Here is a 21,693-nt window from a genome sequence, read left to right on the forward strand (position 1 = left end):
TAAACTTTATAAAATGTGTTAAGTTTGGTTTTGGTTGATGGTCAGTGATTTATGCTGACCGTCAATCACCAATATCCGGCCCGGATAAAACCTGAAAAATAAAACCTATATTGTAGCCTTTATAAAATCGGTTTAGTATGACTAAAAAATATTCCATCAATGATATTGCCAACGAGCTTAATATTTCAAAGACCACGGTATCGTTCATCCTGAACGGGCGTGCAAAGGAAAAGCGGATAGGCGAGGAGTTGGTGGCGCGTGTGCTAAAGCTGGTTAAGGAGGTGAATTACAGGCCAAACCCTATGGCAAAGGGCTTGCGCACAGGTAAATCAAACACCATAGGTTTAATGGTTGAGGATATATCAAACCCGTTTTTTGCCAACATAGCCCGTTTGATCGAAGATCGGGCATACGAAAAGGGCTACCGCCTGCTGTATTGCAGTACCGATAACAAAACCGATAAAACCCGCGAACTGATAGGCATGTTCCGCGATAAGCATGTGGATGGCTTTATTATGGCCCCGCCCAAGGATATTGAGGATGATGTGCAGGATATAATTAAAAGCGGTTTGCCGGTAGTAATGTTCGACCGTTATTTGCCGCAGATTGATACTGATTATGTGGTGGTTAACAATGAATTTAGTACTTACAATGCCACCCGACATTTGTTGCAGCAGGGGTATAAGCGCATAGCCTTTATATCGTTCACATCCGAGCAAACGCAGATGGTTGACCGCATGAATGGTTATAAACTGGCCATGAAAGAGGCCAAGCAAAAAGCCTTTGTTAAGGAAGTTGATTTTAACCGCAATGAAAACCTGATCGTGGAGCCGCTGAACGCCTATTTGAAAAAACACCAGGCACTTGAGGCTATTGTATTTGGCACCGACCATATTGGTACCTGCGGACTAAAAGTACTTAAAGACCTTGGCCTGAGTATACCCAATGATGTTGCCGTAATATCATTTGATGATTATGATGTTTTCAAGCTGCATACCCCGCCCGTATCGGCCATTGCCCAGCCCATTGAAGCCATTGCCGAAAGTGTGATCAGTTTGCTGCTCAAAAAGTTAGAGCAAAAAAACTCCGAACAACCCATGCAAAAGATAATCCTATCAACAACGCTGAACTTGAGGGAATCATCAGCGCAGTTGAAGGAGGCTTAATTGACAACTTCCACCTTGCCAAAACGCTGTGCCTGTATACGGTCATACTGCTGTACATAGTCGGGGTTTTCGGTTTTCATTAGCCTGTCCCACAGGCGAAAATATAAGCCGTAATTTCCTTTAAAGCGGCTATGGTGCATATTGTGGTAAGTTGATGTACTCAATATCTCGAACAGAAAAGATCGACGTAAACCTTTAGGTGCTATCTCGTAGCCTAAATGCCCGTAAACATTTATAACAAAGCCTACTACCGTAAACAGTACTATGGTGAGTGTGTGCATAGGCAAAATAAACACCAGCAGTATCAGCACAAAACCCTCGCTCCAGGCTTCCAGAAAGTGAAACGAGTATGATGCCCACGGCGATGGGTTGGTTGATTTATGGTGCAGCAAATGTACATGCTTGAATAGCCTTTTATGGTGAATGAGCCGATGCGTCCAGTAAAAATAAGTGTCGTGCAAAATGAGGCTCAGCAGCAGGCAAACAGGCATAACCCAGGCCGGATAGTCGGATAATTTGGTATACACCATCGTATACTCTCTTAACGGCGAAAACAACACGATCAAAGCAATAACAGCGAATACCAGCGTGGTTTGCATGGAGTGCAGTATCTCGCGCACAAAATCCTTAAAGCCCGCGTGCTTGGCTTGTATTTTGGCTTTGGTAAAGCTGTTTTTAAACAATATGTAAAACAGCACGAAGGGTACACCCGCTATCACAAAATACCTGATGGTGGTTACGCTGAAAATCCGGAGAAATGAGTTGATGGCATCCTGCATGATCTTAATTTTTTAACAGACATTATAGAATACGTTTATTTGTTAAAAGGTTCAGCAACTAAATGATAACCAGACTTTAATAGCGTGGTTTTTACTTCAACGTTAATTTGTTTGGTTTCATTTTGCATCATGGTAAAATAACTGTCGCTTATTATGGCGGGCAGTATTTGTTTGCCCTTATCATCAAGCAACTGTACCCGTATGCCAAATGCCGCGCTCATTTTTGATGTATTGGCTATGGTGTAGGTAAGCAGTGTATTATCTGTATTGCTTGCCTTTTTTGTGGTTGCTTTGCTTATGGTGAGGGCTTTTGATACCGATGGCATTGCATTCAAAGCTTTATAATCCAGATACTTTTTGCCTGCCCAATAAAAGTTTTCAGATACCAGCTTATGCTGCCCATTATAAAGTTTCAGCCTTACAAAATACAGTTCAGGCAATTTGGTAGTATCTTTCCCGCTAAACAGGTTGAATGCCTCTGTAGCCGCGTTAGCCGGGTAGCTGGCTGTTTTATTGGTTGAGTACCCGGCAAGTGGTTTGCCATCAGCCCCATAAAATTCACTTACAGCCTGATAGTTATTTAATGCTGATGCCGTGTTATTGATCACCTTGATAGAATTTGTAGCCGGACTCCATTGAATGTGAATAGGCTCGCAGGCGTATTTGGCGCCGAAGTATGCGCCTGTCAAATCGTAATAATAATCATACGTTTGCCAGATCATGGATGGGTAGGCCGACTGGCTCATCCATATCAGCATGCCCGAGGCATCGTTCCACATGTGGTCGTTCCAGGCCTCAAACATGGCCTTCATGCCTTCAACGTTCAATAACTGGGCTTTCTTGCAAAATTCCTCCAGCGAAGCTGATGGTCCGTAACTGCTGTTTATGGTGCGGATGTATTTCACCGGATCGGCACCGCCGCCCAGCTCGCCCGCCGTGCTGAAGTAGTGTTGCGCCCACTCATTGGTCTTGCTGTCAACCGCTTGTTCGGTAGGTGCCACCCAATACTCAGGCGACATGAATTTCTTAAAGCTTTCAATATTTACAAACGTAGCCATGCCCAACTCGCTACGCATACCCCACGAGTTATGCGAGAACAGGTAGCCATTCTTAGGGTCGGTAAAGTAGGTTTTAGCATCAGTATTGCTCCAGTTACCACTGCCCGACAGCATACGGCTGCCACCATGAATAGAGAAATTTGGGTTGGTAGGCCCGGCGTTTGAGCGTGGTACATACAGGCGCTGCCCGGCATCATTCTCGTTAATAGCCTTTTTAATAGCCATACTGAGCGCGCCGGTAGTATCACCACCCGGCAAACCCTCATTGGCCCCGCACCATATCACGATGGACGGATGATGGCGAAACTTCTTTACCTTTTCAATGGCGTTCAGTTCAAAATTCTTAACACTATCAACCGGGCCAAAGTTGTTGAGCCAAAAATCATCCCAAACCATAATGCCGTATTGGTCGCAGTAATCGTAAAAAGCTTCGTCGGTTACCTCGCCCGTCCAGTTGCGTATGGTGTTAAAATTCATCTCTTTATGCAAGCGGATGCGCGGCTCATAATCCTTGCCGCGCACCTTAAGCATATAATCGCTCATGCCCCAGTTACCGCCCTTTAGCAGTATGGGCTGCCCGTTTACGTAAACCCGCATAGGGCCTTTCAGGGCGGTGGTATCGGTAGTTACCTTACGTATGCCAAAGCGCTTAACAGCGGTTTCGGTAAGGCCGCCATCGCTTACAAAGCTTAATTTTAAGGTGTACAGGATTTGCGCGCCATAACCATTTGGCCACCAAAGCTTAGGGTTATTTATGGCTAATTGTTTAAACTCATTAGCGTTATAATTAACCATGCTTGCACTATTAGCCTTTATGCTGATAGCAGGGCCGTTAAAGCTGATATTGCCCGGCTGTATGGTCACTTTTACATGGCCGTTTACAGCGGTGTTGGTGGTGTTCTTCAAGCTGGCTTGTACAGTTAGTTTAGCCAGATCTTTTTCGGGCAGATCAGTGCTTACCCAAGGGTCCTGTATAGTTACCGGGCCTGTCAGGGTTAAGGCAACGGTGTCAGTAAGGCCGCTGTTTAATCCCGGTACGGCTGGCATCCAGTCCCAGCTACCGCTGCTTAGGTAGGTGGGGGTTTGGCGGTTGGCCAGGTTAAACGTTGGGTCGGGAGTTATTACAAGTACCGCTACAGTGTTTTCGCCTTTGGTGTTGAGCAGATCGGTAACATCATACAATCCCCGTTCAACAATACCTTGTATAGTGCCAATGTGCTTGCCGTTTATGTACACCTCGGCACGTTTATGTACGCCGTTAAAGTTGAGGCGCAGGCGTTTACCTTTTAATAAAGATGGTGTTTTAAAGCTGGTGCGGTACCAGTAAGGTTTATTGTATTTGGCTTTATCAACCTGGTAAATATTGCCCGCGTAATCAGGGTCTTTCTCCACCCCGGCCTTTACGTACGAGTAAAATACCGTGCCCGGCACCACAGCGTCAACAGCGTTTTGTGGCTGGTAGCCGGATACCAATACCTTATTGGCCGTAGCCTGCTCATCCGCCGGAAAAACCTTCCATTTAAGTTTTATATCCTGAGCATGTGTATCAAAACAGGCTAACAACAAGGCCATAAGCGCTATAGCCGGCAGTAAAGCTTTTTTCATGAAGGGGTTATATTTGGTTTATAATGCCAAATATATAAAATCTACTAAATCGATTTTATGAAAATTTACTTTTATTTAGGTAGATGATTTTTTATGCTTGAATTAATAGCTTTTAAGCTTGTTTACAAATACTTTAGCTTTTCTTCTTCCAGATCAAGAAACAATAGGTGCTTGCGTATCACATCCTCGGTTATCGAGAAAGTTTCGAGGTTACGCTTCAACAGCCAAACACGTTGCTGGTCTAATATCTCGCTATAAACATCTCGGGTTTCATCGGGCAGATCCGTGTCTGTTGGCTCGTTACTATTCAGTCGCCATTTTTGTGCCATTTGGTGTAGTGCCGGGGGATCTTCCAATCCCTGCGGATACTTTTCATCCAGATATTTTAAGGCGAGCTTATTTAGCTGTCGGCGTAGTTTCAGGTATACCTTATCTTCCGGCATCTTCTCGTCAGGATCGGGCAGATGTATCCTGTTGATCATGAAAGGCAGCGTTAAGCCTTGCAGCAACAAGGTGGTCAATATCACTATAAAGGTGATAAACAGTATCAGGTTACGCTGCGGAAACGCCACGCCCTGATGCACATATACCGGTATTGATAATGCCGCCGCTAATGATACCACGCCACGCATACCCGCCCAGCCCAAAAGCAAGGGAGTTTTAAACCCGGGGTGACTGGCATCGGCCACGGTTATAAAATTACGGGCTATCAGCGTAGTGATCACCGCGCCATAAGCGGCAATAATTCGGGTAACTATCAGTATGCCGCTTATCAGTAAGCCATAACCAATGGCGGCCTTTATACTTACATCACCCAGTTCGGATGTTATTTGGGGCAGATCGAGGCCGATAAGTAAAAATACCAGTCCATTAAGTAAAAAGCTCAGGCTTTCCCAAACATTGGTGCTTCGCAAACGTGCCGAACTCGACAAAAAACTATGCCGGTGGTATGACAGGAATAGCCCCGCGGCAACCACACCCAACACACCCGAGCTGTGCACTTCCTCAGCACATATATATACGGCGTATGGTGTAACCAGGGTGAGTATAATATCCATATTGGCATCGGTAGGTAAAAGCTTGTGTATCTTCATGATCACGAAGCCTATCGCCAGCCCGGTTATTATGCCGCCAACTACCATCCACACAAAACTCAATGCCGCCTGGTGCCATACAAATTGCCCGGTACTTACGGCAATAAAGGCAAACCTGAATATAATAAGTGATGAGGCATCGTTAAGTAAACTCTCACCCTCTAATATGGACGACATGCGTTTAGGCACCTTTACAAATTTTAGTATAGCCGCTGTACTCACCGCATCCGGCGGAGATACGATGCCACCCAACAAAAAGCCCAGCGCCAAAGTAAAGCCGGGTATATAATAATTGGCCACCAACGCTACCGATAGTGCCGTGAAAAATACCACCACAAAGGCAAAGCTGCATACTATGCGCCGCCAGCGCCAGAGCTCTTTCCATGATGTTTGCCAGGCGGCTTCGTAAAGTAAGGGTGGTAAAAAAATAAAGAATATCAATTCCGAATCAATGTGTACCTGCGGCATGCCGGGTATAATGCTTAGCGCCAGGCCTGCAATTACCAGCAAAACAGGGTAGGCTACTTTTATACGGTTGGCCAGCATAACCAGCAATACAATTACAACGGCAAGACTCAGGTAAAACGGAAAGCTATCTAACATAAATAAATAATGGGTTGGTGTTGTTGCAATAAAGTTATATTACTTTTTCAGAAAAAGCGGACTGTATTTTAAAGCTATGCTGATGGCTGCAACTAAAAAGATACACTAACAAAGGCGGCAAATAAGCGCATCATGTTTATTTTTAGCTCAACTCACTCCACGCATCATGAAGAAACTTTTATTTACCCTGTTAACAATAGTATGTATATATAAGGTGTCGGTTGCCCAATCGCCGGTTATTGTCAATAAGGATTCCGAGATTGCCGGTATGGTTGCCGAGGTATCAGCCGATTCCATGAAAAACTATATTAATAAACTGGTAAGCTTTGGTACACGCAATACTTTAAGCAGCACTACCGATGCGCAACGTGGTATAGGCGCCGCCCGTAACTGGATATTGAGCAGGTTTAAGAGTTTCGCCGCCACATCGGGAGGGAGGTTTACGGCAAAATTTGATACCAGTACCTACAAGCCCGATGGTAAACGTATTGATAGCACGGTTGTGCTTACCAATGTGGTAGGTACGCTAAAGGGTGCCGACCCGAATGATCACCGGGTATTCATCATTAGCGGGCACATGGATAATATGCGCAGTAGTGTGATGGATCGTAGCGGGATAGCACCCGGCGCTAATGACGATGGCAGCGGAACGGCCGCGGTTATTGAATGCGCCCGCATCATGAGCAAGCATAAATTCCCGGCCACGATAATATTCGTAGCCGTTTGCGGAGAGGAGCAGGGGTTGCTTGGCGCGGGTTTTATGGCAGCCAATGCCAAGCGTGATAAGTGGGACATACAAGCCGTGCTTAATAATGATATTATAGGTAGCAATAACAGTAACGAAACCAATATAATAGGTAACACCCGTGTGCGGGTATTTAGCGAGGGGCTGTCGGCATTTGAGCTTACCGAGCAAAAGGCCGCTGCTATCCGTGCTATGGGTTTGGAGAATGATGGTCCGTCGCGCCAGTTAGCTCGTTATGTAAAGGAGGTAGGGGAGCGTTATGTAGATAACCTGGATGTGGTGATGATCTATCGCCCCGATCGTTTTTTACGTGGTGGCGATCATCTGCCTTACCAGCAACAAGGTTATGCCGCGGTGCGCATTACCGAAATGAACGAGAATTTTAACCACCAGCACCAGGACGTGCGGGTTGAAAAGGGCATTCAGTATGGTGATCTGGCTGAGTTTATGGATTTTGAGTACCTGCGCAAAAATACCGCCATGAATTTGAGCAACCTGGCCAATATGGCCAAAGCACCGCAATCGCCGCAGGACGTAAATATTGCCGTGGTAGCCCTAAGTAACTTGACCGAGCTAAGCTGGAAAGCACCTGCCGGTAAAGCTGCCGGTTATTATGTGCTGATGCGCGAAACTACAAGCCCGGTCTGGCAAAAAAAGATTTTTACTGCCGATACTTCGATGAAATTGCCCTACTCAAAGGATAATTATTTCTTCGCGGTGCAGTCTGTAAGCGCTACCGGTAACGAAAGTTTGCCTGTTGTGCCTGCTGTAAGTCGTAAGCGTTAAACCTAAAAGTTTTGAAATTGCGCATTTATACTGCCTTTTCTACTCCGGGGAGAATTTTTTTAATAATTTAATAACATTTAAATACTTTAAATTTTGTTATGGAAGGTTTTTAATTATATTAGGAAGTCCAAAATCACGTAATTACTATTAACTGTAATGAGAGGGTTTAAATTAAATCGCCACCAGAATTTAACCTTTGAGGAAGTATTTGAACGCTATAAACAACAGGTTTATAGCCAGGTTTACGCTATAGCAAAATCTCAGTACGCCGCCGAGGAAATAACCCAGGAGATATTCATTAAACTTTGGACAAATGCCGAGGCGCTTAACGATGTAAAAAATCTGGGCGGCTATATATATACTATCACCCGTAACTATTCCCTTAATTATCTGCGTAAAACCGCCAGCGATGTAAAGCTGGTTAACGAGCTGATGCGTGTTGCCGTGGTAAATGATAACAACACCGAAGCCCGCCTTGCCGCATCTGAGTGTAAAGCTTTAATCAACAATGCCGTAAGTAAGCTTTCTCCACAACGCCAGCTGGTATACAAACTATGTAAGGAAGATGGCATGAGCTATGATGAAATAGCATCCGAGCTAAATCTTTCAAAGCATACCGTTAAAAACCATTTGATGGCCGCTTTGAGTTTTATAAATACTTATCTCGCCAAAAATGGTGTGCATCCCACCTTTATACTTCTATTTTGCTGCTTGTATAGCTGATTTGATCTTGCAATATTCGTCGATATTAGAACCTATCATTAAGGCGGGTGATTTCTCTTTGGATTTTTTATCAAAAAATAATTTTAGGGTATGATTTTTAGGTTTTAGGCCAAAATAATCTGCTAAAACGTGTAAAGTATCTAAATTGATGCTTGGATGTGTCTTATTTTTAAAGAAAGATCAAAAAAAAGTAATAATTATTTTACAATGCATTAGTCTGATCGATGCTTTGCTGTGTCTTTAGTGTATCAATTGGATATTAATGAACGACAGGCAACGCAAATCAGAGCTCTTTGAAAAGTACATGGAAAACACATGTACCCGCGAGGAGTTTGATGAACTTATCGGAGCGGTTAAGGAGTCGGATAATCTCGACGAATTTGACGGTGCCTTCAAAAAGCATTGGGAGCAGGCGCAACACAAAACGCCACCGCACACCATCAGTTGGGATGGCATCTATCAAAATATAGTATTAAGGCTTTGGGCTATTAAAAAAGCCAGGCAACGGTTTAAGCACACTGCCCTGTTATTGGTTATATGTGGTGCGGCTTTGTTTTTGTACCCGCGTTATACCAAACCAACCGAGGTTGCTTATTTAACCGAGCAAACAGCATCAGCCAAAACCAAGGTAGTAACCCTGGCCGATGGCACACGTGTAACCCTTAACGCCAATAGCGAGCTGCGTTACCCCGAAAATTTTAATGGCGATAAGCGTGAAGTATATTTAACAGGCGAGGCTTATTTCCAGGTTTTCCACAATGCCGATAAGCCATTTGTTATACACTCAGGTAATTTACTTACCCATGTATTGGGTACTACATTTACCGTAAGCGCTTACCCAAAATCGGTATCGCCGCTTAATGTTACGGTACTAACCGGTAAGGTAGCCGTAAAGCATGAGCAGGCTAACGCATTGGCGGTACTTACCCGCGGCCAATCAGCAACTATGCGTCAGGGTAAAAGTGCATTTGAGTTGGATACGCTTAAAAACCCCGAAGACGCTATCGCCTGGATAGATGATAAGCTGATATTCGAGAATGCGAATATGAAAGAGGTTGCATCAGTACTTAGCAATAAATACGGCGTAACCATCAATATTGCTGATGATCAGCTGGCGGCGCAACACATCACCGCCATATTCCAGGGGCAAACATTATCGGGCATATTAAAGGCGGTTACCAAAATAACCCACACAAAATATACTAATACCGACAGTACTACCTATACAATATTAAAAACACAGCAATCACCACTAAAAGCAAAGAGAAGGAGAACCCATATAGAGTAGAAAAATATTACTAAAAAATAAGGTTGAATGTGGTACCAGCACACCCAACCTCTACGGGCTCAGGGCCCTCAAATTCATAGTCAACCCGAAAGGGCATTTCATCACTATAAATTTTTGATCAAATATATGACAAATAAATCATTGTCCTCACATTTGATATGTAAAGCATTTATGCGGTTAAGCTTAATTTGTACCATCATTTCTGTTTGCTTTACGTACGCGTCAGCTAAAAAACTTTCCGCGCAAGACCTCAATACCCGTATTTCTTTGCATGTAAACAACATGCCCGTTAAAGATGTACTGAGGCAAATTAATAAAGAAACCAAAATCAGCTTTGTTTTCAGTAACTCAATTGTTACTACACAACAAGTTAGTGTTGATGTAAAGAACGAGCAATTAGGTGTTGTTTTAAGGCGAATGTTAAACCCGATAGGTATGGAGTATTCCATATCAGGCAATGTGGTTTTAATAGATAAAAAGACCCCTGTTGCTGATGAACCAGCCCCAACCACTGAGGCTGCCGCCCCTGTAAAAGTTACCGGTAAGGTAGTTGACAAGGCAGGCGAATCATTAGTAGGTGTTAGTGTTATGATAAAAGGTACCAACAATGGTACGGTAACCAGCCCCGAAGGCCGCTACTCTATCACCGCGCCCGAAGAAAACTCGATCCTGGTATTCTCGTATATGGGTTTTGTTACCCAGGAGGTGCCTGTTAACGGTCGTACAATTATTAACGTGCAATTAGCTGAGAACGAAACCAAACTGAACGAGGTTGTGGTAACGGCACTGGGTATATCAAAACAAAAGAAAGCCCTGGCCTACGCGGTAACCGAAGTTAAAGGTGATGAGTTTACCCAGGCTCGTGAAAACAACGTGGCCAACGCCTTAACAGGTAAGGTTGCGGGTGTTAACGCCACAGGTCTTTCAACCGGCCCTGGCGGATCAAGTCGCGTGTTGATACGTGGTAACGGTTCATTATCGGGCAGTAACCAGCCATTATACGTGGTAAACGGTATGCCTATTGATAATTCGGTACCGGGTGGTAGTGCAAGCACCAACGCAGGCGGCGGTAACGTTGACCGTGGTGATGGTATTGCGGGCATCAACCCTGACGATATCGAATCAATGAGCGTGTTGAAGGGCGGTACCGCGGCAGCGCTTTACGGTGCACGCGCGGCAAACGGTGTTATATTGATAACTACTAAAAAAGGCCGTGCGCAAAAAGGTATTGGTGTAGAGTATAATTCAACCTTTACTGCCGAAACTCCATCAGTTTTCCCCGATTGGCAGTATGAGTATGGCCAGGGTGATGGTGGTGTAAAACCAATGACCCAGGCTGCTGCTATACAAACAGGTCGCCGCTCATTCGGTGCCCGTATTGATGGCTCAACCTATGTTGGCTTTGATGGGTTAGAGCATCCGTATTCAGCGCAAAAGGATAATATCAAGAATTTTTATCGCACAGGTACCAACTTAACCAATACGGTAGCTTTTACAGGTGGTACTGAGGCTGTTAATTATCGCTTTTCGATGTCTGATCTGAATAGCAAAAGCATATTGCCTAATAGCGATTTTGGCCGTAAAACAGGTAATCTTAGTTTAGGAGGTAAATTGGGTGAAAAATTAAGCTTTGAGGCATCGGCACAATATAACATTGAGAATGCCAAGAACCGTGCAAGCGCGGGTGATGCTTTGGGTAACCCTAACTGGACCCCATACATGATCGCCAATACTGCCGATATTCAATGGCTTGATCCGGGATATGATGCCAACGGTAACGAAATTCCATGGAATGATGCCTCTATCGCTTCAAACAGCTACTTCGTGGTAAACAAGTATCAGCAAAAAGATACCAAGAACCGCTTTATTGGCCAGGCAGGCGTAACCTACCAGTTCTTGAAAAACCTTTCGTTAAAAGGTGTGGTAAGCCGCGATTTTTACAACTACAACTACAAATACATTATACCAACCGGTACGTTATATGTGCTTAACGGCCAGTACAATGAATTAAAGGCTGACGCGTCAGAAACCAACGCCCTGGTAACCTTGAACTACAATACTCAGGTAAAAGATTTTGGTATATCGGCATTTGTGGGTGCTAACAAGCAGCGTTCTGTCTACAATCAATCAAACATTGTAGGTGCTAACTATATCATTCCATATTTCTACAGCTCTACCAACTTATCGACAATCTCTACAACTCCAACCAATAACCAAACAGGTATCAACTCATTAATGGGTTCGGCCGATTTGAGTTATAAGAACTTTGCTTACTTAACATTCACCGGCCGTCAGGATTGGTTCTCAACCTTAAGCCCTGAAAATAATAAGATCTTCTACCCATCGGTAGGTGGTAGCTTTGTATTGTCAGAAGCGTTCAAGCTTCCGCAGTCGGTAACTTATGCTAAGGTACGTGCATCATGGGCACAGGTAGGTGGCGGCGCGCCCGATCCTTACCAAATTAATCAGGCCTTCATGATGGTGCCAAGCTCAGGCCAGCCATTGCAAAACGTATCAAGCACTACCATGACCAACAGAAACCTGCAACCATACACCTCAACTACTACTGAGGCGGGTGTTGAAGCACGTTTTCTGGATAACCGTTTAGGCTTCGACCTGACCTTGTATAACCGTAAAACAACTAACGATATCGTATCAGTTGCTATATCAGGAACATCAGGTTACAACAACGTTATTTTGAACGTGGGTGAGTTGAGCAATAAGGGTATTGAGGCTTTGGTGAACGGTACGCCTGTTAAAACCAAGGATTTCACCTGGAGCGCCAGCTACAACATGGCCTACAACAAAAATGAGGTTGTTAAGCTTGCCGCCGGTTTGAACCAGATACAAATGGCATCATCAGTAAACGGTTGGGGTTACATTAACAACATTGTTGGCGAGCCTTACGGTAGCATTGTGGGTACCCGCATGCAGCGTGATGCAGCCGGTAACGTAGTTTACAATGCAACCACAGGTTTACCTGTTGCCACACCACTGCAAAACCTGGGTAATGGCGTTGCGCCTTTAACCATGGGTTTATCCAACGATTTTAAGTACAAAAGGTTTGGCCTGAATGTATTGGTTGATGGTAAGTTCGGTAACAAGATACTATCACTTATGGAGATCTACGGTACACGTTTAGGTTTGATGAAAAGCACCTTACCTGGTCGTGATGGTGGTTTAGCTATAAGCGGTGTTGATCAGGCTGGTAACCCGTACTCACGTACAGTGCCTGTGGCCGATCTGCGTACTTACTATGATAACAATAAATCATATTCAGAGTTGTTTTTGCACGATGCGAGCTTTGTTAAACTTCGTCAGGTTATCCTGAGTTACAACATCCCTGTTGATAAGCTGAAGTTTGCTAAACTGCAAGGTGCAAGCATATCCTTTGTTGCGCGTAACCTGTTAACGCTATACAGCCAAACAGACAATTTTGATCCGGAATCAAGCTTCACCAACGGTGCAAGCCAGGGTTTTGAGTCGTTTGGTTTACCGCGTACCCGCAGCTTTGGTTTAAACCTGATGGTTAAGTTTTAATTAGGGCATTGATCCAATAATTATTAAAAGGACAATTTGATATGAAAAGAAACTTAAGAAAATATATAGCATTCTTCATGGCCGGCTCAATGGGTTTGCAGGCATGTAATAAGGGCTTGGAGGATATGAACGTTAACCCGAATACATCGCCAAATCCAACCCCGGCGTTCGTGTTCACCAAATCGTTACTTGATGGTACGGGTGATGTGCTTAACCTGCTGCAAGGCACCATGCAATACACCACCAGCTATAACGATGTGGCCGGTTTTGGTGCCAAGTATGTACTTAGCCAAAGCCAGCAATCGTGGCCGGTATTCAATAACGCTTACCCGAAGGAGATAAACGAGATAACTCAGGTTATTGCAGCTTTGGGTACTGATGCAGCCGTGTCAAACCAATTGCAATGTGCACGTATATGGAGAGCATACTGCTTTAGCCGTATAACCGATCTGTACGGTGATGTACCATACAGCCAGGCCGGTAAAGGGTATACCGAAAACCTTTACATGCCGGTTTATGATACGCAACAGGCCATATATGCGGATATGTTGAAAGAGCTTGACGAAGCCGCGACAGCCATCAATACCACAGGTACAGGCTTTGGCGCTGCCGATCTAATCTACAAAGGCAACATGGCGCAGTGGAAAAAATTCTCATACTCGCTGATGTTACGCCTTGCCATGCGCATGACCAAGGTTGACGCTACCGCTGCCGAAACCTGGGCTAAAAAAGCCATTGCAGGTGGTGTTATATTGGAAGATGCTGATGTAGCCAAAGTAACCGGTTATGTATTAACAGGTCAGGACATCAACAAAAATCCGCTTGCGTTAAACCTGTATAACTCTGATTATATTGCAGGTAACGGTAACAGCAACCCGGAGGGTGGTAAGTTTCAGGACGTTTTCATCAACTTCCTGAAAACTAATAACGACCCTCGTTTAGGTGTGCTTTCAATAGTATGGAATGGTACCACGCCTGATACTACATCATCAGTACAAAAAGGTATGTCGGCTATGCTGGGTACCAAACCTGCTGATTTTGTAACATACTCTGAGCCTAACCCGGCAACTATATTGCAGTTGAACAGCCCTTACTTATTAGTTACCAATGCCGAAGTTAACTTTTTGTTAGCTGAGGCCGCATTGCGTGGCTGGTATACAGGTGCATCGGCCAGCGTTTCGTACGAGAGTGGTATAAGCGCGGCCATGAGGCAGTGGGCACAGTTTGGCACCGGTGCAGGTAATATATCAACTAACCAGATAGAAACCTACATTCGTTACCATCAGCTGAATACAGCCGGTAATATTGAGCAACAGTTAGAGCAGATCTACACCCAGTTTTGGGTAGGTGTGTACCCTAACGCTACCGAAACATGGTGTACTTACAGGCGTACAGGCTATCCGGCCCTTACACCTAACAACTATGTGGGTAACGCTACAGGCGGTAAAATTTTCAGAAGATTTTTATACCCTGCAACTGAGCAGAACTTAAATGGCGAAAACTACAGGGCGGCTATCGCGCGCCAGGGCGCGGATGAATTCCTGACCCGTATGTGGTGGGATCGTCCATAATAAAAAAGAATTTGGTTAGTTAAGTGGCGAATAGTCCCGCCGTGTTTAATGATTTGACGGCGGGCTATTCATTTTTTAACTTAGCTTTATTCAATACTGAAGAAAAATAAATAACAAAACAATGGAAAGAAGATCGATCGTAAAGAAAATGCTGGCCTCGGTAGCTGGTTTATCTGTTTTTGGCCTTGCTAAGGCAAGCAATGTACAGGCAGCCGACGAGAAGGAAGTAAACAACATTACCACGCAGGATGATGTTCCGCTGTTCTCTGGCTCAACCAAATTAGGCAACATGATCTTTGTAGCCGGCAAGGGTGCACACACAGTGCCGTTTGAAATTAAGGCCCATACTGAGATCGTGTTGAAGGAGCTTGAGGCAGAGCTTAAAAAAGCAGGTTCATCAATGGAGAAGGTACTGAAGGTTAATGTTTACCTGAACGATATTGCCGATTACAAAGGCATGAACGAGGTTTACAAAGGCCGCTTTGGTAAAAAACCTCCGGTGCGTACCACGGTAGCTGTTGCCAAAGGCGGCGTACCCGGCGACTCACTGGTTGAGATGGACTGCATTGCCTATATCTGATCGGTTAACAACCCCCATTAAACTTTGATAATGAAACGTAGAAACGTTATAAAAAGCCTGTCAATGCTCCCTTTCGCGGGGGCACTGACTGCTAAAGCAGCAAGTGCTGTTACCCACGAGGCCGCGCCAGCCCCTAAGCGCGATTTTTTTAAGGAACTGGGTGTTACCCCGGTTATCAACGCGTCAGTTACCATGACCTTTCTTTCGGGCTCGCTAATGCTGCCCGAGGTATTGGAGGCTATCAACTCAACCTCGCATGATTTTGCTAACCTGTACGATCTGCAAGATAAAGTAGGCGCTAAAATTGCCGAAATGCTGCATTGCGAGGCGGCTATGGTAACATCAGGCGCGGCATGTGCCATGGTGCTGGGTACCGCGGCCTGTATCACAGGTACTGATGAGCAAAAAATAAAAATGCTGCCTAACCTGCCGGGTCCGCGCCCGGAGGTGATCATGCAAAAATCGCACAGGTATTTGTTTGATCAGGCGGTGAGCACTACAGGCGCTAAAATTATTGAAGTTGAAGGTGCTGCCGCTATGGCCGCCGCTATTAACAGCAATACCGTTATGGCATTGTTTTTTAACGCGGCCGGTAGCAGCAGCATTACCCACGAGGAATTTTTGAAGGTAGCCAAAGCCCGTAATATCCCTACGTTTTTGGATGCCGCGGCAGATGTGCCACCGGTTGAAAACCTGTTCAAATTCCAAAAGATGGGCTTTGACCTGGTAACTTTCTCAGGCGGTAAAATGATACGTGGGCCTCAAAGTGCCGGTTTGTTGTTCGGTCGTAAGGATCTGATAGCTGCCGCGCGATTGAACCATAGTCCGCATGAAGCGCCTATCGGTCGCCCGATGAAAGTGAACAAGGAGGAAATGTTTGGTATGTATGCTGCGCTGAAAGCTTATCTGGAGCGCGATCATAAAAAAGAATGGGCTGATTGGGAGCAACGTGTAAAAACCATCGGCGCTAAGTTGGAAACCGTACCAACGGTAAAAACCCGCCAGGTAGTTGATCCGGGGCCTGCAAATGCCTTCCCGAGCTTGTTTGCCACCTGGGATCAGGCTAAAATAAAAACTACACCTAAACAGGTTGTTGAAGCATTAAAAAGCGGCACCCCAAGTATTGTTGCTAATGAAAAAGGCGACTCGCTAATTGTAGGCGTAGTACTGTTGCGTACCGATCAGATAGATGTGGTAGCCGGCAGGGTTAAAGCAATATTACAACAGGCTGCCTCAGCCTAACATATAATGCCGCTTAGTTGCGGCATTTATTATTTTATATTCTTCCGGATGGCTGAGTGGCTCAGAATGAGGGATGGTTGTTTGAATTTACTATTTTACAGATGAAAAAAATATTCGCCATTGCGTTTGTGGCACTGTGTTTCAGCAACGCGGTATCGGCGCAAACTTACAGTTTACTGATCAAGGGGGGCCACGTTATCGACCCTAAAAATAATATTGACGAAGTAATGGATGTAGCCATTGCCGATGGCAAAATTGTTAAGGTGGCCAAAAGCATTACAGGCAACGCCACCCAAACGGTTGATGCCAAGGGTTTGTATGTTACACCCGGATTGATCGATATACACTCACACAACTTTTTTGGTACCGCGCCCGATCATCAGTACGAAAACGGTAACCTGGCCCTGCCGCCTGATGGCTTTACCTTTCGTAACGGGGTAACTACCGTGGTTGACGCGGGCAGCTCAGGCTGGCGTACGTTCACCACGTTTAAGGAGCAAACTATTGATCAATCGCAAACAAGGGTATTAGCTTTTTTGAATATTGTGGGTGAGGGTATGCGTGGCGGTTACGAACAAAATTTGAACGATATGGATACCCGCATGTCGGCATTGATGGCTAACCGGTTCAAGAAATACATTGTAGGCTTCAAGGTTGCGCATTATGAGGGACATGATTGGTCGCCGGTTGACCGTGCCGTTGCGGCAGGTAAAGAAGCCGGTGACATACCTGTGATGATCGATTTTGGTGGCAGCACCCCGCCATTGCCTATCGAGGAGTTGTTTATGAAGCACCTGCGCCCGGGCGATATATTTACCCATTGTTTCGCACAGATAAACGGCCGGGAATTTATTGTTGATCAGCAAACCCAAAAAGTAAAACCATTTGTGCTTGAAGCCCGCAAGCGCGGTATATATTTCGATGTAGGCTACGGCGGTATCAGCTTTGCCTTTTCGCAGGCTATACCGGCTGCTAAGGAGGGCTTTTTCCCGAGCTCTATCAGCACCGATATACATACCGGCAGCATGAACAATGCCATGAAAGATATGTTAACCACCATGTCAAAATTCCTGGCTTTGGGTATGGACCTGAAAAGCGTGATCAAGGCATCAACCTCAAACCCCGCTACTGAAATTAAGCACGAAGAACTGGGTAACCTGAGCGTAGGTGCCGAGGCTGATGTGGCTATACTTAACGTACGTAAAGGCAAATTCGGTTTGTTTGATTATACCGGCCGTAAGGTTGAAGCCGATAAAAAACTGGAGTGTGAACTTACCGTACGCGCAGGTAAAATAGTGTACGATCTGAATGGCATTGCCAATCCCATCACTATCCGTTAATTTAGTCACCTCAACATTATTTTATGACATTTAAAAAAGCTGCTATTGGTTTAAGTGTGCTGATCACATGGTTTACCAACGTAGATGCACAAACCATTACACGCGACGAACTGATATTTTATACCTCGGAGTGGAAAGGCGAACGTTTTAAGGATGGCCGCCCTAAAATACCCGATGGACTGATTGAACGCGCCAAAAACATTGGTATTGAAGAAGCCTGGACGGTGCTGACCAACGAAGGCTATAACAACCAGTTTGAACGTGGCTGGAAAACCGTGAACGACAAACCCGTTGTTGGTCGTGCGGTAACTGCCATGTTTATGCCTACCCGCCCGGATGTTGAAAAGAACATTAAAGACCGCGGCGCTAAGCAAGGCCGTAAGGGTAATACTAATGCTTGGCCAATCGACGTGCTGACTACCGGCGATGTTTATGTAGCCGATGGTTTTGGTAAGATAAAAGAAGGTACGCTTATAGGTGATAACCTGGGTAATTCCATCTTCAAAAAATCAGGCAATGGGGTAATATTTGATGCCTCGGTGCGCGATTTGCAGGGCTTGAGCAAAATTGAGGGCTTTAATGCTTTCGTGAGAGATTTTGATCCATCGTACCTGAAAGAAACCGTGTTGATGGGTTTGAATACGCCTATTCGCATTGGCCAGGCTATTGTTTTGCCTGGTGATCTGGTGATATCTGAAAAAGAGGGTGTGCTGTTCATCCCGGCGCATTTGGCCGAAAAGGTTATTGTAACGGCAGAGTTTATTGCCCTGCGTGATAAATTCGGGCAGGAAATGCTGAAAGCAGGCACCTATTCAACCGGTGAGATAGACAGCCAATGGACACCACAAATAAAGGATGCCTTTATTAAATGGCTTGATAAGCATCCCGAAGAAATGAAGATGACCCGAGCACAGCTCGACAAGTTTATGGAAAAGCGTACCTGGTAAAAATCAGAATATAAATATTTGCAAAAAGAGCGACCTCAAAAAGGTCGCTCTTTTTTTGTTTAGTGTATGATTTCGGTGAATAAATAATATTTGCTTCTTTTTATTTGGATTTATTCTAAATAAGATTTTACTTTGTTCAATCACACCGGGTTGCTCGCAGCCATAAACTTATTAATCAATCATGAAATCTTACTTATGCAGTAAAACTTCTACAAAAACAATTGTTAAAGGCATCAGCCTGTTTATTATTTTATTGGTTTGCGGTTCACAAACCTACGCCCAAAACGTAAACATAACCGGTACCGTAACCACTGCCGACGGACAGCCTGCACAAGCGGTAACCATATCTGTAAAAGGCGGAACTAAAGGCGCAGTAACAGGCGCCAACGGTAATTACACTATAAAAAATATTAAGCCGGGCAGCTATACCCTGATCGCATCGCTTATTGGTTTAGAAAGCCAGGAGCAGCAGGTTAATGTTGTAGCCGGGCAGCAAGCCGTAGTGAATTTTGTACTTAAAGAAAATTCATCGCAATTGCAGGAGGTAACCATATCATCGCGTAATACCAATAAGGTGAATGCCATGGTTGCCAAAACGCCGCTGAAAAATCTGGAAAATCCGCAGGCATACCATGTGGTATCGCTTGAAACTATTAAGCAGCAGGGCATTGTTAATTTTGATGATGTAATGCGCAACGTACCGGGCATAGCCCGTACTTGGGAATCAACAGGCCGTGCAGGTGATGGTGCCGCATACTTTGCCTTGCGTGGCTTTGAAGCGCAGCCCTCGCTTTACAATGGCCTGCCGGGTTTTACATCAGGCAACCTTGATTTGGCTGATGTGCAGGAGGTTCAGGTGCTGAAAGGCCCGTCGGGTACACTGTTCGGCGCCAACTTTGTTGGGTATGGCGGTATCATCAACGTGATCACCAAAAAGCCTTACTTCAGTACAGGTGGCGAGGTTGCATTTACCGCGGGCAGTTTCGGCCTTAACCGTATCTCGGCTGATGTAAATACGCCGTTAAGTAAAACAGAAAAGGTAGCCCTGCGTGTAAATACCGCTTACAGCACCGAAAACAGTTTTCAGGATGCAGGTTACCGCAAGTCGTTTTTCCTGGCGCCTGCCATTACCTACCAGGCTAATGATAAGCTTACGTTCAACTTTATGGCGGAGATATTGCAGGAGGAAAGATCAGTAGCGCCGGTATTCTTCAATACCAACCGTGCCGATCCGCTTACACAAAGAAACATTGCCGAGCTTAACCTCGACCCCAAAAAATCATTCACCAGTAATGATCTGCCTATAAAAAACCCGCGCTATACCATGCAGGGCGAAATGACGTACAAGTTCAACGATCACTGGACATCGCAAACCGCCATATCGCGCGGCTCGGTAAAGGCTGATGGTTATTATGGTTACATATATGGCAATGCGGCGGGCACCAACGTGTTTGAGCAATACATTCATAAAGAGAATCAAACCAGTAACACCATTGATATACAGCAAAATTTTAATGGCGATGTTGAGCTGGGCGGTATGCGCCACCGCTTATTGTTAGGGTTAGATTACTTTAACCGTAATATAATTGATAACGGTACAGGTTACGGTATGATGCGTTTGGTTACTCCGCAGGGCGATGTGAGTTATCCGGATGGCGCATTGCCTGTATACCTTACCCGTGCATCGGTTGATAGTTTGCTGGCAGGCACAGGCAACAGCCAAAGCAATGTGAGTACATCAACCTACGCGGCATATATATCAGATGTTATAACCGTAGCGCCGGGCCTGAATGTGCTGGCCAGCTTACGTGCCGATGGTTTGGTTGATCATGGTGAAATGGGCGACCCGACAGATAACTTCCGCCAATTCAAACTCTCGCCAAAATTCGGGCTGATCTACCAGCCGTTGATAGACAGGCTTTCGATCTTCGCCAATTACCAAAACTCGTTTTTAAATGTTGGCCCGCAACAGGTGTTCGATCAGGATGGTGAAACCAACCCGCGTGTAAAAACATTTACGCCCGAGCATGCCAACCAACTGGAGTTTGGCGCCAAAACCAACCTGTTCTCTGATAAGCTATCGGCTACGGTATCATACTACGATATAAAGGTGGCCAACCGTGTTACGCCTTTGGTTGAAAACCCGTTTGATTATGATCAGCGTGGTAAGGTGCGCAGCCGTGGTTTTGAGATAGATATTAACGCTTACCCTGCACCGGGATGGAGCCTGCTTGCCGGTTACGCCCATAACCGTATTCAAAATACATCAAGCAACGGTACCGATTTTTATACCGAGAACGGCCGTGCGCCGGGTGGCCAGGGCCCGCAGGATATGGTAAACCTGTGGAGCAACTACAAGATACAGCGCGGCAGCCTGAAAGATTTTGGCTTTGGTATTGGCGGCAACTACGCCGGTGTATACAAGGTGATAGATAACAGTGTAACCGGTGTTTTTGAATTACCGAGCTACACCCTTTTAAATGCAAGTTTATTTTATGATAGCGACCGTTACAGAATAACGCTGAACGGTAATAATCTAACCAACAAGCAGTATTATACCGGCTATTGGTCAGTTAATCCGCAACGCCCGGTAAACTACACGGCAAGTTTTGCCTATCGGTTTTAA

14 protein-coding genes are annotated in these 21,693 nt (G+C 45.1%); 11 read left to right on the forward strand and 3 right to left on the reverse strand.

Translation table 11 applies throughout. The features are described 5' to 3' along the window. Positions 1-137: 137 nt before the first annotated feature. Positions 138-1,166, forward strand: coding sequence for a substrate-binding domain-containing protein (locus tag IM792_RS15280; RefSeq protein WP_194102764.1), 1,029 nt, complete (start codon positions 138-140; stop codon positions 1,164-1,166). Here IM792_RS15280 and IM792_RS15285 read toward each other — a convergent pair. The 3 genes from IM792_RS15285 to IM792_RS15295 form a co-directional block, all read right to left on the reverse strand. After that, positions 1,163-1,945 (reverse strand): sterol desaturase family protein, encoded by a 783-nt coding sequence (locus tag IM792_RS15285; protein ID WP_194102765.1) that lies wholly within the window; start codon positions 1,943-1,945, stop codon positions 1,163-1,165. The two genes, IM792_RS15280 and IM792_RS15285, sit on opposite strands and share 4 nt — an antisense overlap. 35 nt (positions 1,946-1,980) lie before the next feature. Next, positions 1,981-4,608 (reverse strand): sugar-binding domain-containing protein, encoded by a 2,628-nt coding sequence (locus tag IM792_RS15290; RefSeq protein WP_194102766.1) that lies wholly within the window; start codon positions 4,606-4,608, stop codon positions 1,981-1,983. Between the two features lie 122 nt (positions 4,609-4,730). Continuing rightward, on the reverse strand, positions 4,731-6,305 hold the full coding sequence (locus tag IM792_RS15295) for a Na+/H+ antiporter (RefSeq protein WP_194102767.1): 1,575 nt from the start codon (positions 6,303-6,305) through the stop codon (positions 4,731-4,733). Between the two features lie 166 nt (positions 6,306-6,471). Here IM792_RS15295 and IM792_RS15300 point away from each other — a divergent pair, with 166 nt between their 5' ends. The 10 genes from IM792_RS15300 (at position 6,472) to IM792_RS15345 (ending at position 21,693) form a co-directional block, all read left to right on the forward strand. Further along, positions 6,472-7,836, forward strand: coding sequence for a M20/M25/M40 family metallo-hydrolase (locus tag IM792_RS15300; protein WP_194102768.1), 1,365 nt, complete (start codon positions 6,472-6,474; stop codon positions 7,834-7,836). Between the two features lie 156 nt (positions 7,837-7,992). Next, positions 7,993-8,559, forward strand: coding sequence for an RNA polymerase sigma-70 factor (locus tag IM792_RS15305; RefSeq protein WP_194102769.1), 567 nt, complete (start codon positions 7,993-7,995; stop codon positions 8,557-8,559). Between the two features lie 304 nt (positions 8,560-8,863). After that, positions 8,864-9,847: a FecR domain-containing protein gene (locus tag IM792_RS15310; protein WP_194102770.1), complete on the forward strand. Its 984-nt coding sequence runs from the start codon at positions 8,864-8,866 to the stop codon at positions 9,845-9,847. 282 nt (positions 9,848-10,129) lie between these two features. Then, positions 10,130-13,387, forward strand: coding sequence for a SusC/RagA family TonB-linked outer membrane protein (locus IM792_RS15315; RefSeq protein ID WP_228085149.1), 3,258 nt, complete (start codon positions 10,130-10,132; stop codon positions 13,385-13,387). Positions 13,388-13,428: 41 nt separating this feature from the next. Beyond that, on the forward strand, positions 13,429-14,958 hold the full coding sequence (locus tag IM792_RS15320; RefSeq protein ID WP_194102772.1) for a SusD/RagB family nutrient-binding outer membrane lipoprotein: 1,530 nt from the start codon (positions 13,429-13,431) through the stop codon (positions 14,956-14,958). 121 nt (positions 14,959-15,079) lie between these two features. Further along, entirely contained in the window at positions 15,080-15,538 is a 459-nt protein-coding gene (locus IM792_RS15325; protein WP_194102773.1) for a RidA family protein, read from the forward strand. Positions 15,539-15,568: 30 nt separating this feature from the next. Beyond that, entirely contained in the window at positions 15,569-16,780 is a 1,212-nt protein-coding gene (locus tag IM792_RS15330; protein WP_194102774.1) for an aminotransferase class V-fold PLP-dependent enzyme, read from the forward strand. Positions 16,781-16,881: 101 nt separating this feature from the next. Further along, complete coding sequence (locus tag IM792_RS15335) at positions 16,882-18,120, forward strand: amidohydrolase/deacetylase family metallohydrolase (protein ID WP_194102775.1); 1,239 nt, start codon at positions 16,882-16,884, stop codon at positions 18,118-18,120. A 23-nt stretch (positions 18,121-18,143) separates the two neighbouring features. Beyond that, complete coding sequence (locus tag IM792_RS15340) at positions 18,144-19,067, forward strand: RraA family protein (RefSeq protein WP_194102776.1); 924 nt, start codon at positions 18,144-18,146, stop codon at positions 19,065-19,067. Positions 19,068-19,248: 181 nt separating this feature from the next. After that, positions 19,249-21,693: a TonB-dependent receptor gene (locus IM792_RS15345; protein WP_228085150.1), complete on the forward strand. Its 2,445-nt coding sequence runs from the start codon at positions 19,249-19,251 to the stop codon at positions 21,691-21,693.

This window comes from Mucilaginibacter sp. JRF (genome assembly GCF_015223065.1).
Lineage (GTDB): Bacteria > Bacteroidota > Bacteroidia > Sphingobacteriales > Sphingobacteriaceae > Mucilaginibacter.

What these genes read in the sequence shown, in the direction of transcription:
- IM792_RS15285 (WP_194102765.1), bottom strand. Translation starts at nt 1,945, where the DNA reads ATGCAGGATGCCATCAACTCATTTCTCCGGATTTTCAGCGTAACCACC.
- IM792_RS15335 (WP_194102775.1), top strand. Translation starts at nt 16,882, where the DNA reads ATGAAAAAAATATTCGCCATTGCGTTTGTGGCACTGTGTTTCAGCAAC.
- IM792_RS15315 (WP_228085149.1), top strand. Translation starts at nt 10,130, where the DNA reads ATGCCCGTTAAAGATGTACTGAGGCAAATTAATAAAGAAACCAAAATC.
- IM792_RS15325 (WP_194102773.1), top strand. Translation starts at nt 15,080, where the DNA reads ATGGAAAGAAGATCGATCGTAAAGAAAATGCTGGCCTCGGTAGCTGGT.
- IM792_RS15305 (WP_194102769.1), top strand. Translation starts at nt 7,993, where the DNA reads ATGAGAGGGTTTAAATTAAATCGCCACCAGAATTTAACCTTTGAGGAA.
- IM792_RS15280 (WP_194102764.1), top strand. Translation starts at nt 138, where the DNA reads ATGACTAAAAAATATTCCATCAATGATATTGCCAACGAGCTTAATATT.
- IM792_RS15295 (WP_194102767.1), bottom strand. Translation starts at nt 6,305, where the DNA reads ATGTTAGATAGCTTTCCGTTTTACCTGAGTCTTGCCGTTGTAATTGTA.
- IM792_RS15300 (WP_194102768.1), top strand. Translation starts at nt 6,472, where the DNA reads ATGAAGAAACTTTTATTTACCCTGTTAACAATAGTATGTATATATAAG.
- IM792_RS15320 (WP_194102772.1), top strand. Translation starts at nt 13,429, where the DNA reads ATGAAAAGAAACTTAAGAAAATATATAGCATTCTTCATGGCCGGCTCA.
- IM792_RS15340 (WP_194102776.1), top strand. Translation starts at nt 18,144, where the DNA reads ATGACATTTAAAAAAGCTGCTATTGGTTTAAGTGTGCTGATCACATGG.
- IM792_RS15345 (WP_228085150.1), top strand. Translation starts at nt 19,249, where the DNA reads ATGAAATCTTACTTATGCAGTAAAACTTCTACAAAAACAATTGTTAAA.
- IM792_RS15310 (WP_194102770.1), top strand. Translation starts at nt 8,864, where the DNA reads ATGGAAAACACATGTACCCGCGAGGAGTTTGATGAACTTATCGGAGCG.
- IM792_RS15290 (WP_194102766.1), bottom strand. Translation starts at nt 4,608, where the DNA reads ATGAAAAAAGCTTTACTGCCGGCTATAGCGCTTATGGCCTTGTTGTTA.
- IM792_RS15330 (WP_194102774.1), top strand. Translation starts at nt 15,569, where the DNA reads ATGAAACGTAGAAACGTTATAAAAAGCCTGTCAATGCTCCCTTTCGCG.